The sequence below is a fragment of the Azotobacter chroococcum genome, from assembly GCF_002220155.1.
Lineage (GTDB): Bacteria > Pseudomonadota > Gammaproteobacteria > Pseudomonadales > Pseudomonadaceae > Azotobacter > Azotobacter chroococcum.
Genome location: NZ_CP011835.1, coordinates 2,517,861 through 2,531,829, shown reverse-complemented (window position 1 = coordinate 2,531,829; position 13,969 = coordinate 2,517,861). Strand labels below are relative to the sequence as shown.

The window sequence follows — 13,969 nt, the reverse complement described above, 5'->3', positions numbered from 1 at the left end:
TCAAGGAGGAAATACCATGAGCAGTCCCCACAACGCAGTTCTTACCGGGTTCACCCCCGTACAGCTGGCCAAGCCTGTTCCCCAGGCGCTGACCCTGGAGCTGTCGGCCTACGCCTTCGCCCGCGCCTACTGCATCAAGAACGGCGTCGGTCAGGACGATGCAGGCTTCGCCCAGGTCTACCAGTCGGTCAAGGAGAAGTTCGACAAGTACGCCCTGTCGTCTTCGCAGATCAAACGGCGCCAGCTGATCTTCTTCCCGAAGGTCTCCGATATCCGTTTCGCCAACGGCCACGTCGAGATCACGCCGCCCGAGCATCCCTATCTGCGGCTGTTCGATATGATCGATGACCCGCGCGGTGCGGACCTCAAGGTGCGCCACGAGAGCTATGCCAAGGTCGTCGACCAGGGGCTGGAGCTGATGTTCAAGGACATCGCCGAGGCCCCCGACGACCTCATCCACGTGACCTGCTCGGGCTATCTGTCGCCGAGTCCGGTCGAGCGGATGGCGGCCAACCGCGGCTGGTTCGAGACCACGGTGACCCATAGCTACCACATGGGCTGCTACGGCGCCTTCCCGGCGATCAAGATGGCCCACGGCATGCTTTCCTCGTCGCACTTCGGCCTCACCCCGATCAAGGACCGGGTGGACATCGTGCACACCGAACTGCTCTCGGCGCACAACAACATCGTCGATGCGCGGGCGGAAAACATCATCACCATGACCCTGTTCGCCGACGGGCTGATCAAGTACTCGGTGCTGTCCGAGGGCGAGCTGCACCGCCAGGGCGGGCATGGCCTCAGGATTCTGGCGATGAACGAGCACCTGCTGCCGGACTCCGCCGACGACATGACCTGGATTCCGGGGGCGCACCAGTTCCTGATGACCCTCACGCCCATGGTGCCGGTGGTCATCAAGCGCCACGTCCGCGACTTCGTGGTGAAGCTGCTCGAGCGCGCCGGCATCGACTTCGAGCGGGAGAAGCGCGAGCTGACCTTCGCCATTCACCCGGGCGGGCCGAAGATCGTCGAGCACATCCAGGAGGATCTGGGGCTCGCCGACGAGCAGGTGGCGATCAGCAAGAGCGTGTTCCTGGAGAACGGCAACATGTCCTCCGCCACGGTTCCCCACATCCTCAAGCAGGTCCTCGAGGAGGTGGATATCGGCACGCGTGTCGTGTGCCTTGGTTTCGGTCCAGGACTGACTGTCACCGGAATGGTGCTGGAGAAGATATGAACGACATGGTCAATCCGAACGGTGCGGTCCTGACCGGCTTCACGCCGGTGCAGATGGCCAAGCCGATTCCCCAGCGCATCACGCTCGAACTGACTGCCTATGCATTCGCCAAGGCCCACTGCCTGAACCACGGCATCACCGACGAGGAGAGCTTTCTCGACGTCTACAAGACGGTCAAGGAGAAGTTCGACAAGTACGCCGTGTCGCCTGCGCAGATCAAGCAGCGGCAGCTGGTCTACTTTCCGAAGCTGACCGACATCCGTTTCGGCGAGGGCAACTTCGATGTCGCCGATCCCGAGCCCGAAGAGGCGCACCTGCGGCTGTTCGACATCAAGAAGGATCCGCGCGGTGCGGACCTCAAGGTGCGCCACGAAAGCTTCGCCAGGGTCGTCGAGGAAGGGGTCGAGCGGATGTATGCGGCCGACGCTCCGGCGCCCGACGATCTGATCCACGTGACCTGCACCGGCTATCTGTCGCCGAGTCCGGTCGAGCACGTGGTGTCGAGGCGCAAATGGTTCGAGACCACGGTGACCCACAGCTACACCATGGGCTGCTACGGCGCCTTCCCGGCGATCAAGATGGCCCATGGCATGCTCGTCTCGTCGCGCTGTGGCGTCACTCCGATCAAGCACCGGGTGGACATCGTGCACACCGAGCTGATGTCCGCGCACAACAACATCACCGAATGGCGGGCGGACAACATCATCTCGGCGACCCTGTTCTCCGACGGGCTGATCAAGTACTCGGTGCTGTCCGAGGAGGAACTGCGCCGGCAGGGATTGCGCGGCCTGCGCATCCTGGCGATGAGCGAGCACCTGTTGCCGGACTCGACCGACACCATGACCGGGGTGCCCGGCCCGTACCAGTACGTCATGACCCTCTCGCCTCTGGTGCCGGTGATCATCAAGCGGCATGTACGGGCCTTCGTGGTGGACCTGCTGCGGCGTGCCGGCATGGACTTCGAGCGGGACAAGGACGCCCTGAGCTTCGCCGTCCATCCGGGCGGGCCGAAGATCGTCGAGCACGTCCAGGAGGAGCTGGACCTCTCCGAGGATCAGGTGGCGATCAGCAAGGGCGTTTTCTTCGAGCACGGCAACATGTCTTCCTCCACGATCCCGCACATTCTCATGCAGCATCTGGAGGAGGCCACTGTCGGCACTCGTATCGTATGCCTCGGCTTCGGGCCGGGCCTGACCATCACCGGACTGGTTCTGGAGAAGATATGAGCAGCGCAAGCCTTTCCCATCTGGTACTCGATACCAACAGCGAAATGCCCTTGATCGCCCGCGTCTACGAGGTGGAGTCCGCCGAGGAACTGCGCAGCGAGGAGCCTGTCGAGGAGGCCGTGGCGGTCGTCGCCGAGGTGGAACTCGAAGCCGAATCGACGCGCGCCCGGGAAGCGGTCCGGCCGGCCGCCGAGCCGCTGGAGGAGGGCAGTCTGCCCTTCGTCGGCCAGGTGCTGGCCTACGCCCCCGGCGAGTCGCTGCTGATCCAGCGCCGGCTGCACCTGGACGAAGACCTGTACCTCGCCGATCACGCCTTCGTCCATGCCCCCGGGGTCAAGCCGGTTTCCGCCTGCATGCCGGTGCTGCCGCTGACCATGAGCCTGGAAGTGATGGCCGAGGCGGCGGCCTGTCTGGCGCCCGGCCTGGGGCTGATCGGCTTCGAGGACGTCAAGGCCACCCGCTGGATCGAGGTGTCCGACCGCGACAGCGAGCTGCTGAACATCAGCGCCCGGGTGAAGGAGGTCGATGCCGACGGCCAGGTCTGGCGCATCGCCGTGGCCCTGCAGCTCGAGGGGCAGGACATGCCCTCGACCACCGCGACCGTGCTGTTCTCCACGGCCTACCGGGTCGATCTCGACCTGGCCTTCGGTAGCTTCAGCAACCCCTACCGCCTGCCCCTGACCGGCGAGGACATCTACCGGGAACGCCACATGTTCCACGGACCGTGCTTCCACTGCCTGACCGGCGAAATCATCATCGCCGACGAGGGCGCGGTGACGGACCTGGTGACCCGGCCGCAGACCGAGCTGTTCCGCTCGATCAGCCAGCCCCAGCTGCTGATCGATCCGGCCCTGTTCGACGGGATCGGTCAGTTCATCGGCGTATGGGCGATGCAGCATGACCGCTACGTGCTGCCGATCGGCTTCGGCAAGCTCGAGCTGTACCGCTCGACGCCGCCGGCCGGCACCCGGGTGCCGATCCGCATCGAGATCGTCCGCGACGAAACCATGACCATGTACGCCAACGTGGAGATCCAGGACGGTTCCGGCGGGGTCTGGCTGCGCGTGCGGGAGTGGGGGAGCATCAAGTTCCGCCATCCGGCCCAGGTACTCGATTTCCGCCGCCAGCCGACCCGGCATCTGCTGAGTCGTTCTCTCGCGCTGCCGTCGCTGGCCAAGGGCGTGCAGTGCTGCCTGATCAGCAAGGCCGATACCCAGGGATTCGACCCGCTGCTGCTGGCGCGTCACTACCTGCATCTGGACGAGATGGCGGACTTCGTCGCCAAGGCCGGCGTTCCGCCGCGCCAGCAGCAGTGGCAGCTCGGCCGGGTGGCGGCGAAGGATGCGGTGCGCGCCTGGCTCGCCGCCCGCAGCGAGCAGTCGGAGATGCTGCACCCGGCAGCCTTCGTCATCGATAGCGATGCGGCCGGCCAGCCGCTGGTGGCGGCACTGGAAGGCCATGCGCGGCTGCCGAGGATCAGCATCGCGCATTGCGAGGACCGGGCGGTGGCGCTCGCCGGCGAGCAACCGCTGGGCATCGACATCGAGCAGGTCCGTCCGCACGCGGCCGGCTTCCTGGAAAGCTTCAGCACGGCCGGCGAGCGCGAGCTGCTGGACGAGCTGGCGACCGAGGGCGAAGCGCGGGACGAGTGGATCACCCGTCTGTGGTCCGCCAAGGAGGCCGCCGGAAAGCTGCTGGGCACCGGTGTGAACGGCGCCCCGCAACGCTTCGAGGCGATCGCCATCGACGGCGCCGGGAACTTCATCATCCAGGTGCGCGACAGTGATCGGCTGATCAACGTGCACAGCGTGCGTGAAGGGAATTTCGTCATCGCCTACGCAGCTACCGAGACAGCGGGCGCATCCGGCCGATAACCGGCGAAGTATCCGGGTCCTGCGGCATACGCCGCAGCCCGGTCACGCCCCGGTTTCGCGGAGTGCAGGGGATTTCAAGGCATTGGACGCATCAGGAAACCCGACCATGAATACCATCACCTCTATCGGAACGGCCCCGCTCGTCGAGCTGCGCCGAGTCACCAGGCACTACCAGATTGGCGAAAATCCGGTGATCGCCCTCAAGGGCATCGACATCACCATCCAGGCGCGCGAGTTCGTCGCGATCTGGGGGCCGTCCGGGTCCGGCAAGTCGACCCTGTGCAACCTCATCGGGATGCTCGACTCGCCCACCTCGGGCACCGTGCTGATCAATGGCCAGGAGGTCAACGATCTGTCGGACAACGCCCGCAGCGAGCTGCGCAACCGGACCATCGGCTTCGTCTTCCAGAACTTCAACCTGGTGCCGGTGCTCTCGGCGCTGGAGAACGTCATGCTGCCGCTGCAGATCGCCGGCGCCTCGTCCACGGTGGCCCGGGAGCGGGCGCTCGAGCGGCTGACCGAGGTGGGCCTCGAGAAGCACGTCGCCCACCGCCCGGCCAAGCTCTCCGGCGGCCAGCAGCAGCGGGTCGCCATCGCCCGGGCGCTGGTCACCGACCCGGCCCTGGTGATCGCCGACGAACCCACCGCCAACCTCGACTCGGGCAACGCCCGGCGGATCATCGAGCTGATGTTGAACATCAACGCCAGCCACGGCACCGCCTTCGTCTTTTCCACCCACGACCAGCGCCTGCTGGAGAGCGTCAAGCGCCGCGTCCTGATGCAGGACGGCGAGATCGGCAGTGACAGCCATCCGACGCGCCCGGCCGTACAGACCCGCATCGCAGGGGGACGTCCATGATCACCTGGTTCAAGCTCGCCACGCGGAACCTGTTCCGCAACGGCCGCCGCTCGCTGTTCACCGTGATGGCGATCGGCCTCGGCTTCGCCGCGGTCAACGCCCTGGGCGGTTTCACCGCTTACATCTTCACCAGCCTGGAGGACTCCTACATCCACATCCAGGGCAACGGCCACATGTCGATCTTCAAGAAGGGCTTCCTCAACGAGGGCAAGCTCGACCCGACGCGCTACCTGCTCAACGAGGAGGATGTGCGGGTGATCGACGAGGTGCTGCAGGCCCATCCGGAGATCCGCATCTCGACCCCCGAGCTGAACATTTCCGGCCTGGTCAGCAACGGCGAGGTGTCGACCATCTTCCTCGCCAGTGGGCGGGTGTCGTCGAAGGTCGATGTCATCCGCAGCCGCTCGCGGACCAAGGTCGGCAACATGCAGCTGTTCGACGGCGAGCCCATGAGCGACGAAACCCCCAACGGCCTGGGCATGAGCCAGGGGCTGGCCGACCAGCTCAGGTTCAAGCAGGGCGATACCGTGGTGGTGATGGCGCCGACCGTGAACGGGCAGATCAACGCCCTCGATGGCCAGATGCTGCAGACCTTCAACTCGCCGGTCGAGGCGCTGGAGGACAAGCTGATGCTGGTCAGCCTGGAGTTCGCCCAGAACCTCTACGACACCACCAGCGTCGACCGGATCAACGTCCTGCTCAATGACGGCCTGCTCACCGAGTCGATGCGCGCGACCCTGCAGAGCGAGCTGGTCGCCCGCGGCCTGGATATCGAGATCAAGACCTGGAACGAGCTGTCGACCTTCTACACCAAGGTCAAGAACATGTTCGACGTGATCTTCCTGTTCGCCTTCCTGATCGTCTTCACCATCGTGGTGATGAGTGTGGTCAACACCGTGGGCATGGCGATCATGGAGCGCACCCGGGAGATCGGCACGCTGCGCGCCCTGGGCGTGAAGCGTCGCGGCATCGTCGGGCTGTTCGCCCTGGAAAGCATGCTGCTCGGCCTGTTCGGCTCGCTGGTCGGGGTGCTGCTCACCCTCGCCGTGTGGTCGAGCATCGCCACCCTGGAGCCGACCTGGATTCCGCCGCAGATCACCCGGCGCATTCCGCTGGAGGTCTACCTGGTGCCCCAGGAAATGCTCTGGAGCATGCTGGCTTTGCTGGTGCTGTCCCTGCTGGCGGCGAGCCTTCCGGCACGCAAGGCGGCGCGGATGGAAATCGTCGGCGCTCTGGGACATGTATGAGCCGCTGGGACAGGTTTTCGAACCGACGGAGATTTTGAGAGATGAACGGACTTTCCCGCATTTCCGCATTCGGTCTGGCACTGCTGATCAGCACCCTGGCCGTCGCGGAGAACACTGCACCCTCTGCGAAGACTGCCGGGGAGGATGGCCGGGGCTTCTTCAGCCGGCTGTTCGGCAGCGACGATGACGACAAGCCCGCCGAGCGGGCAGCCACTTCCCTGCCGGCGCCGGTGGAGTCGAAGGCCCCGGCGGCCTCCCAGGCCGCCAGCCCGCCCGCCAGTCAGTCTTCCCAGACGAGCGTGCCGGCACGCACCGAGCCCGAGCCTGAGGCCAAGGCGATTCCGCAGGTGGCCAAGGCCTCCACGCCGACCCCGCTCGCCAGCTCCGCCGAGGATCCCTACCAGATCCTCAAGCGGGCCGACGAGTCGCGCGGCAACCTGCAGGGCATCGCCTGGAACGTGGCGATCGAAGCCAACGAGAGGGGCCGCACCGACAGCATGCTCTACGACATCAAGGCGCGCGGCTTCAACATCTCGGGGCTCAACATCGCGCCGCCGAAGTCCAAGGGGCAGAAGCTGCTCATGCTCGACAACAACATGTGGTTCCACAAGCCGGGCCTGAGCAAGCCGATCCCCATCTCGCTGCGCCAGAAGCTGATGGGTCAGGCCTCCTACGGCGACGTCGCCTCGACCAACTACGCCGAGGACTACGATGCGACGCGGCTGCCCGACGAAACCGTGGATGGGGTGGAGTGCTACGTCTTCGACCTCAAGGCACGCAATTCGAAGACCACCTACGACCGGATCGTCTACTGGGTGGACAAGAAGCGCATGGTGGGAGTGAAGGCGGACTACTACACGCTGTCGGGCAAGCGCTTCAAGTCGGCCAACATGCAGTACGGCAGCACGGTGACGATCAATGGCGAGGCACGCCCCTTCATCTCCGAGATCGCCATCTACGAGGAGCTGATGAGCGGCGATGTCACCACCCTGAGCATGACCAAGCCAAAACTCGCGCCGCTGCCGGACTTCATCTTTAATATCAATTTGTTCATGAAGTGAGCCTGGTATGGAGCGCTCCGGCATGAGAGGAACGCCACGGATGGCCGGCTCGGCATTGCCTCTGCAATACGGAGCGCTCCATACTTACCCTTTTGGGCTCAACAACCCGTTCAGGGTAGTCAACGCAGTATGGACAACTTCGGATATTACAGGGATGGAAGAGATGGCAAGGATGGCGCATCGTTTGGGACTGGTATTGCCTCTGGCGGGCATGGCAATCCAGGCAGGTGTGGTGGGTGCGGCCGAGCTTCCCGAGCTGGGCGAGGAGCGGATGAGCCTGGCCGATGAGCTGGCAAGCGGCTTCTATTCGCGCGTCAATCTCATGGCCTACACCCTGGTCCAGGAAACAGAGGACTCGACCCTCAACCCCGACAACGCCGCCGAGATACCGCGCTACCAGTGGGTGCTCAACCCGCGGGCGGACCTGAACCTGAACTTCCGCAACTGGGAGTTCGCCCTCAAGCCGCGCGCCGAGGCGATCTGGGAGAAATGGGAGGACGGCCCGCGCGATGGCGACGACCAGGACAGCTCGGAGCTGTTCCTCACCGAAGGCTGGGTGCGCTACCGGCCCTTCGACGAGCTGACTCTCTCCTACGGGCGGGAGAACCTGCAGTGGGGCCCGTCGGTGATCCTCTCGCTGTCCAACCCCTTCACCCGCGACAACGGGCGCAACAACCCGCGCGTCGAGGTTCCCGGCCTGGACTACTACCGGGCGATCTGGATTCCCAACGAAAACTGGACGCTCTCGACGATCTACAACTACGGTCCGGGACGTTCGGACGACGTCGAAGGCTACATGACGGGCCAGCCCTCGGTGGGCACCGGCCGGCTCTCGGACGAGGAGTTCGAGAAGATCTACGCGGTGAAGCTCGACTACACCGGCTCCTCCGGCTACGCCTCGATCATCCACTCCTACCGGGAAAGCGACCAGCACCAGACCGGCTTCTTCGCCGGCTGGAACGCCTCGGATGCGCTGCTTCTCTATACCGAGGGCAACGTCAAGCACGAGGGCAAGACCGGCTACCAGTTCGGCGCCTCCTATACCCTCGAGATCGGTCCGACCGTCAACGTCGAGTACCTGCGCGACAACAACGGCTGCGACGACGAGCCCATGATCGGGTGCGTCCTGACCGGCCAGTTCGAAAGCCGGAACGTTCTCCACCGGCAGAGCTACGCGATGGTCCAGGTCACCGACAACACCTCGATCCAGGATCTGGAATACAACATCCGTTACCTGAGGAACCTGGACGACGAGTCCCAGCGTTTCACCGGCATTCTCGAATACGACCTGACCAACCACGTCCAGGCCTATTTCACGGGCAACATCTTCACCGGGGGCGACGACGACGAGTTCGGGACGCTGTTGCGCTACTCGGTGTTTACCGGCGTTAGCTACACGTTCTGAGCGTTCACCGAGCAGGGGAGGCAACGGGCGCGATCTCGTCCGTTGCCATCCTCCCATGGACTGGAGGCCGCATGAGCAAGCCGACTTTTGCGTTCGTCACCATTGGCAGTGGGTCCTACCTGGGCTCCACGATTCGTGACCTGACTCTCGCCACTATCCTGCACCGACGCGGCTACAAGGTGCTGGTCTACTGGATGATGGAGTGGAATCCCGAACTGGCCGATCCGGGGATCGAACACCGGCTGCTCTGCCACGGCACGCGCTACCAGTTCCGGCGACCCTCGGCGTTCATGGACCAGGTGGTCGGCTCGGCCGCCTTCCTGCTCCCGCTGAAGCTGCGGGTGCGCGTCACCCAGAGCCTCAACGGCTTCGTCGACCGCATGCTCACCCACCTCATCTGTTCGCTGCATGCGGCGCCGGACTCCGATGCCGGCCTGGTCCGCCGCCTGCGCCGCTTCATCGCCCGGGACGGGGTCAGCCATCTGATGATGAGCTTCGCCTCCCTCGGCATGCTCGCCCTGGCCGCCAAGCGCCAGGGCGGACTCGATTTCGACTACGCGCTGACCTTCCAGGGGGACGAGCAGTTCGCCGACTATGCCCGGCGGAGCGGCCTGTTCGAGACCTACCGCAGCCGCCTCAACGAGGCCGTCGCCGGCTCGCGCTGGCCGGCCCTGCTGGTCAGCCACGACTACCTCGAGCGGATCGCCGTCGAGCTGAAGGTTTCCCGGGAGCGCATGTGCGTGCTCTACAACGGCATCGAACTGCCCGCCCCGTCGGCCCAGCTGCTGCGGGCGGGGCTCAGGAAGCTCTTCCCCAGGCTGCGGGAGGACATCCCCATCGTCACCTACTTCGGCCGCCAGGAGGCCGAGAAGGGCATCGACCTGCTGCTCTATGCCGCCCGGCTGCTGAAGGCGCGCGGTGTCCCGCTGCAACTGGTGGTCTGCGGCGCCACCGCCAAGGGCGAATCCTGCAAGAAGGTCATCGCCGATCTCGCCGACCATCTCGGTCTGCCGATACACCAGGCCGGGGCGGTCCCCCGCGAGATCCGCGACACGCTGTTCGCCCACAGCCACTGCGTGGTCTATCCCTCGGTGAATCGGGAGGCCTTCGGCCTGGTGGTGGCCGAGGCGATGAGCCATGGCACGCCGGTGCTGGTGCCCGACTACGGCGGCGTCACCGAAGTGATGCGTGACGGCGAGCGGGCCGGGGGCTTGACCTTCGCCGCCTGGGACAGCGGCGACCTGGCCCGGCAGCTGGAGAGGCTGCTGACGAACGCGACACTCCACCGCGAGCTGGCAGGGAATGCCCGCCCGCTGGCGGAGCGCTTCACGGCCGATCGCATGACCGACCGTGTGCTGCAACACCTGGGAATTACCGACCGGAGGGGGCGCCCGTTGCCGGATGGCGCCATTACCCAGGTGGCATGACGCGCGCGGGCGTCCCCGCGTGTTTGACGGTCCGGGCGGCGATGCCCGGTGCTCGATCCATACAGGGAGTTTTTCCATGAGCCAGGTTTCCAGTCCCAACATCATGTTCGTGTTCCCCGGGCAAGGCTCGCAGTACGTCGGCATGGGGAGCGACATCCACCGGCACTTTTCCTGCGTGCGCGATCTCTACGAGCGAGCGAGCCAGGCGATGGGCTTCGACGTGGCGGAACTGTCCTTCCAGGGGCCGGAAGAACGGCTCAACAGCACCGAATTCACCCAGATCGCGCTGCTCACCCATTCCATGGCCTGCCTCGCGGCGTTCCGCGACCTGACCGGCGGGACATGGGCGCCGAGCGTGCTGGCCGGGCACAGCCTGGGCGAGTATTCCGCGCTGGTCGCCGCCGGCGCCCTGCAGTTCGAGGATGCGCTGCGGCTGATCCGCATGCGCGGCCGGCTGATGTCGGAGTTCGGTCGCGGGCAGATGGCCGCCTTCCGCCTCGACCTCGACTCCATCAAGCCGCTTGCCGAGGCGCGCTACTGCGGCATCGGTGGCTGCAACCTGCCCGACCAGACCGTGGTCTGCGGCTTCGAGAGCGACCTGGAAGCGCTCATGGCGGACGTCGTCGCCCGCTTCGGCCGGGCCAGGGCCGGGCGCTACCTGAAGACCGAGGGCGCCTACCACACCTACCTGATGATCGGCGCCGCGGAGCACTACCGTCCCCACCTCGACGCCGTCGCCCTGAGCGCCCCGGCGCTGAAGGTCCTGTCCAACTATACCGGCGACTATCACGCCGACGACCCGGAGCAGGTGCGCGCCGCGCTGTTCTTCCAGATGTTCCACCCGGTGAAGTGGATGAGCGGCCTGCAGCGGGCGATCGACGACGGGGTGAACCTGGTCATCGAGTTCGGCGGCGGCATCGGTCGCGACCATCCGGGGCGGGTGCATTCGCCGGCGGGCCGCAAGCCCAACCTCGAAGGCATCATGCGCAAGGCCTACGCCGGCTCCGGCCGCCGCGGCCTGTACATGCCGGCCATCAACCAGGAGAGCCTGGAGCAGGCGGCGCGCACCCTGGAGCTGCTGCGCAGCGCCTCCCCGCTGGAGCCGGTATGGGTGGACGAGCGGCACTTCTCCCTGCATCTGCCCCTGCACCAGGGCGTCGCCGACGAGGACAGCGTGGGGCTGGGCATACTGGTTCAGGAACTGGGCCTCAAGCGGGTGGTGGAAACCGAGATCGAGGAGGATGACGACAGCCTGCTGACCCTCAAGACCTATTGCGACGAGGGGATCGCGGCCGCCGAGCCCTATCTGGAGGTTCTGGTCGGCGGCGAGACCGGCGCCTTCCTGCACTATCGCGGCGATGCCATCCGCCGCGAGCTGGCCGCCCTGCGCGAGCGGCTGGACCGCCCGCACCCGGCCGTTCGGGCCATCGCCGGGGGGCGCTGAAATGAACGCCAGGGAGGGCAACTCCCATGCGGCCGTGCGGCGGCTGTGCGTCTGCTGCGCCCTGGTGATGCTGCTGGCCGCCAGCGGCGCCGCCAGCGCCACGGCGAGCGACCCGCTGATCGGACTGTGGATGATCCGCGACGAACGGACCGGCGAGCCGCGCGCGCTGGTCCGCATCGCCGAGCGGGGCGACGAATATCAGGGCACCATCGAAAAGGGCCTGCGCGGACCGAATGCCGAATCGCACTACTGCGACAAGTGCGAGGGCGAGCGCCGCGGCAGGCCGCTGCTCGGCATGACCATCCTCAGCGGGGTGAAGAAGCGGGGCGAGGTCTACGGGGGCGGGGAGATCCTCGATCCCGACAGCGGCAAGGTGTACGACTGCCGCCTGACCCTGCAGAAGGGCGGGAAGCAACTGCAGGTACGGGGCTTCATCGGCACTCCGCTGCTCGGCGAAACGCGCACCTGGTACCGGGTGGATCAGGCCGCGCCTTAGGGGCTGTTGATATTTTGGCGTAGGCCGCGACGGCGGCCCGTCTGGCGCAGAACAAGGAACGACGAGAGAAGTTTGGTCATTCCAAATGAGCGAGGAGAGACGCCGTGCTGCGCCAGACGGGCCCCGTCCCTGCGGGTTGCGCGGCAAATGCCGCCATGCGGCGTTGCGGGTCTTGGCAAGGGAATGACCATTGCCGGCGCCCCGCGCCTTGCTTGGCGGCATTTGACGCGGCAACGCGGCTCACGCCAAAACATCAACAGCCCCTAAGCCCCAGCCCTTTCAAGGTCTCTTACCTTTCGAGGCCTCGATTACACGGGCCGTAGAGACATGAGCGCGGGCTGCGGCGCTATCGACCCACTCCCGGGTCTTCTTCACCTTGGGGCCACGCTTGCTGGTGGCCACCTGGCCGGGCTTGATGTGCCGTGCCAACTCCAGCAGGCGCTGCGCCAGTGTGCTGGCCGAACCGTCGGCCCACGTGGGCCAGTGCTCCACCGGCAGTGCGACGAGCATCCCCTCGTAACGGCTTCTGACCTGGACTGCCAGGTGGTAGGGGGACGCCTCCCAGCCCTCGGGAAGCTGTTCGCGATGGGCCTGTTCGACACTGTGCTTGAGCACCGCCAGGAGGTTGCAGGCCAGCACCGCCACGGCAAACCCCAGCAACGCTGCCCGGGGATGGCCCAGGCGGCGGATCTCGCTCTGCAAGACCGACTCCAGGCGCTGGAACATCCCCTCGATACGCCAGCGCCGACGGTACAGGTCGGCAATCTGCTGCGCGCCGATCCGGGCCGGCAGGTTGCTCCAGAGCCAGAGCACGGACTCGCCCGACTCCGTCGGCCGATCCAGACGCAGCTCGATGCGGCGCCAGGGCGCCTGGCCCTCGTCCAGCCGGATGTCCTGCTCAAGCACCTGCCCGGTTTCCACCCTGCCTCGGTCGTGCCAGGGTCCCTCGTGAACGATGCGCGGATGCCTGGCATCCTGGCGCACGATGAAATCGGCCCGGCCCTGCTGGAGCGACTGGAGAATCGTGCGGGTGCAGAAATGCCGGTCGGCCATCCACAGCTGTCCCGGCCGGGCACTGTCCAGTAGCGGCAGGACGCCGGTGCGTTCGCTTTCATAGGCGTCCTCGCAGACCGCCAGATCGGTCACCAGGTCGAGGTCGGGGTCGTAGACCACCAGCGAATGCCCCGGCAGAGCGGCGGCGCGCTGGTTGCGCAGCGGCGCCAGGCGTTTCTCCGAGGCCGGCAGATGATTGCCGTCGATGATGCGCACCTGCCAGCCGGGCAGGCAGGGCGCTGTGCCCAAGGCCGAGACGACCGGCTCCAGGCGCTGGGCGCTGCCCTGGACCAAGGCCCGCAGCAAGGGCGGCTCGGTACGCCTGACCTTGTCGTACAGCGCCGCCAGCGATACGGGCAGGTGGTCCATCTGGCGCGCGGCGGCATGCAGCGAAGGGCGCAATCCCAGGGAAACCAGCGACATCAGCTCGACCACCGTGGAAAACAGCAGCTCGCGGGGATACTGGCGTTGCCGGTGAGTCTCGAACACTTCGTCGATCCAGGCGGCCGGCATCGCCCGTTCCAGCGCCAGACGTGCCATGACGCTGGCCGGTGCCTGCCTCTCGAAGCGCGCCAGAACTGCATCCCACATCGTCTTACCCTCCCGCTTGATCCTCGGGAGAGTTTACGCAAACACCTTGAAA

At 66.0% G+C, this 13,969-nt stretch carries 11 protein-coding genes; 10 read left to right on the top strand and 1 reads right to left on the bottom strand.

Annotated elements, in window-relative coordinates:
* Positions 1 to 16 precede the first annotated feature (16 nt).
* The 10 genes from ACG10_RS11580 (at position 17) to ACG10_RS11530 (ending at position 12,273) form a co-directional block, all read left to right on the top strand.
* Complete coding sequence (locus tag ACG10_RS11580; RefSeq protein WP_089168325.1) at positions 17 to 1,234, top strand: type III polyketide synthase; 1,218 nt, start codon at positions 17 to 19, stop codon at positions 1,232 to 1,234.
* Positions 1,231 to 2,460, top strand: coding sequence for a 3-oxoacyl-[acyl-carrier-protein] synthase III C-terminal domain-containing protein (locus ACG10_RS11575; protein WP_089168324.1), 1,230 nt, complete (start codon positions 1,231 to 1,233; stop codon positions 2,458 to 2,460). Before ACG10_RS11580 ends, ACG10_RS11575 begins: the two co-directional genes overlap by 4 nt.
* Positions 2,457 to 4,334, top strand: coding sequence for a 4'-phosphopantetheinyl transferase superfamily protein (locus ACG10_RS11570; RefSeq protein ID WP_089168323.1), 1,878 nt, complete (start codon positions 2,457 to 2,459; stop codon positions 4,332 to 4,334). Before ACG10_RS11575 ends, ACG10_RS11570 begins: the two co-directional genes overlap by 4 nt.
* 106 nt (positions 4,335 to 4,440) lie before the next feature.
* Positions 4,441 to 5,193, top strand: coding sequence for an ABC transporter ATP-binding protein (locus ACG10_RS11565; RefSeq protein WP_039803748.1), 753 nt, complete (start codon positions 4,441 to 4,443; stop codon positions 5,191 to 5,193).
* Positions 5,190 to 6,440, top strand: coding sequence for an ABC transporter permease (locus ACG10_RS11560; protein WP_089168322.1), 1,251 nt, complete (start codon positions 5,190 to 5,192; stop codon positions 6,438 to 6,440). Before ACG10_RS11565 ends, ACG10_RS11560 begins: the two co-directional genes overlap by 4 nt.
* A gap of 41 nt (positions 6,441 to 6,481) precedes the next feature.
* Entirely contained in the window at positions 6,482 to 7,501 is a 1,020-nt protein-coding gene (locus ACG10_RS11555; RefSeq protein ID WP_089168321.1) for an outer membrane lipoprotein-sorting protein, read from the top strand.
* 172 nt (positions 7,502 to 7,673) lie between these two features.
* Positions 7,674 to 8,906, top strand: coding sequence for a hypothetical protein (locus ACG10_RS11545; RefSeq protein ID WP_089168320.1), 1,233 nt, complete (start codon positions 7,674 to 7,676; stop codon positions 8,904 to 8,906).
* 71 nt (positions 8,907 to 8,977) lie between these two features.
* Entirely contained in the window at positions 8,978 to 10,333 is a 1,356-nt protein-coding gene (locus ACG10_RS11540) for a glycosyltransferase family 4 protein (RefSeq protein ID WP_089168319.1), read from the top strand.
* A gap of 76 nt (positions 10,334 to 10,409) precedes the next feature.
* The gene (locus ACG10_RS11535; RefSeq protein WP_089168318.1) at positions 10,410 to 11,777 is read left to right on the top strand and encodes an ACP S-malonyltransferase; all 1,368 of its coding nucleotides are present in this window, start codon (positions 10,410 to 10,412) and stop codon (positions 11,775 to 11,777) included.
* A 1-nt stretch (position 11,778) separates the two neighbouring features.
* Positions 11,779 to 12,273 (top strand): DUF2147 domain-containing protein, encoded by a 495-nt coding sequence (locus tag ACG10_RS11530; RefSeq protein ID WP_089168317.1) that lies wholly within the window; start codon positions 11,779 to 11,781, stop codon positions 12,271 to 12,273.
* A 279-nt stretch (positions 12,274 to 12,552) separates the two neighbouring features.
* On the opposite strand, the gene ACG10_RS11525 is transcribed toward ACG10_RS11530, so the two are convergent.
* Positions 12,553 to 13,866, bottom strand: a complete 1,314-nt coding sequence (locus tag ACG10_RS11525; RefSeq protein WP_089169864.1) for an IS4 family transposase — start codon at positions 13,864 to 13,866, stop codon at positions 12,553 to 12,555.
* Between the last annotated feature and the right edge of the window lie 103 nt (positions 13,867 to 13,969).

Bases quoted from the DNA above. Each gene is read 5' to 3' on its own strand.
- ACG10_RS11570 (WP_089168323.1), top strand. From the start codon at position 2,457: ATGAGCAGCGCAAGCCTTTCCCATCTGGTACTCGATACCAACAGCGAA.
- ACG10_RS11565 (WP_039803748.1), top strand. From the start codon at position 4,441: ATGAATACCATCACCTCTATCGGAACGGCCCCGCTCGTCGAGCTGCGC.
- ACG10_RS11580 (WP_089168325.1), top strand. From the start codon at position 17: ATGAGCAGTCCCCACAACGCAGTTCTTACCGGGTTCACCCCCGTACAG.
- ACG10_RS11540 (WP_089168319.1), top strand. From the start codon at position 8,978: ATGAGCAAGCCGACTTTTGCGTTCGTCACCATTGGCAGTGGGTCCTAC.
- ACG10_RS11530 (WP_089168317.1), top strand. From the start codon at position 11,779: ATGAACGCCAGGGAGGGCAACTCCCATGCGGCCGTGCGGCGGCTGTGC.
- ACG10_RS11545 (WP_089168320.1), top strand. From the start codon at position 7,674: ATGGCGCATCGTTTGGGACTGGTATTGCCTCTGGCGGGCATGGCAATC.
- ACG10_RS11575 (WP_089168324.1), top strand. From the start codon at position 1,231: ATGAACGACATGGTCAATCCGAACGGTGCGGTCCTGACCGGCTTCACG.
- ACG10_RS11560 (WP_089168322.1), top strand. From the start codon at position 5,190: ATGATCACCTGGTTCAAGCTCGCCACGCGGAACCTGTTCCGCAACGGC.
- ACG10_RS11535 (WP_089168318.1), top strand. From the start codon at position 10,410: ATGAGCCAGGTTTCCAGTCCCAACATCATGTTCGTGTTCCCCGGGCAA.
- ACG10_RS11555 (WP_089168321.1), top strand. From the start codon at position 6,482: ATGAACGGACTTTCCCGCATTTCCGCATTCGGTCTGGCACTGCTGATC.
- ACG10_RS11525 (WP_089169864.1), bottom strand. From the start codon at position 13,866: ATGGCACGTCTGGCGCTGGAACGGGCGATGCCGGCCGCCTGGATCGAC.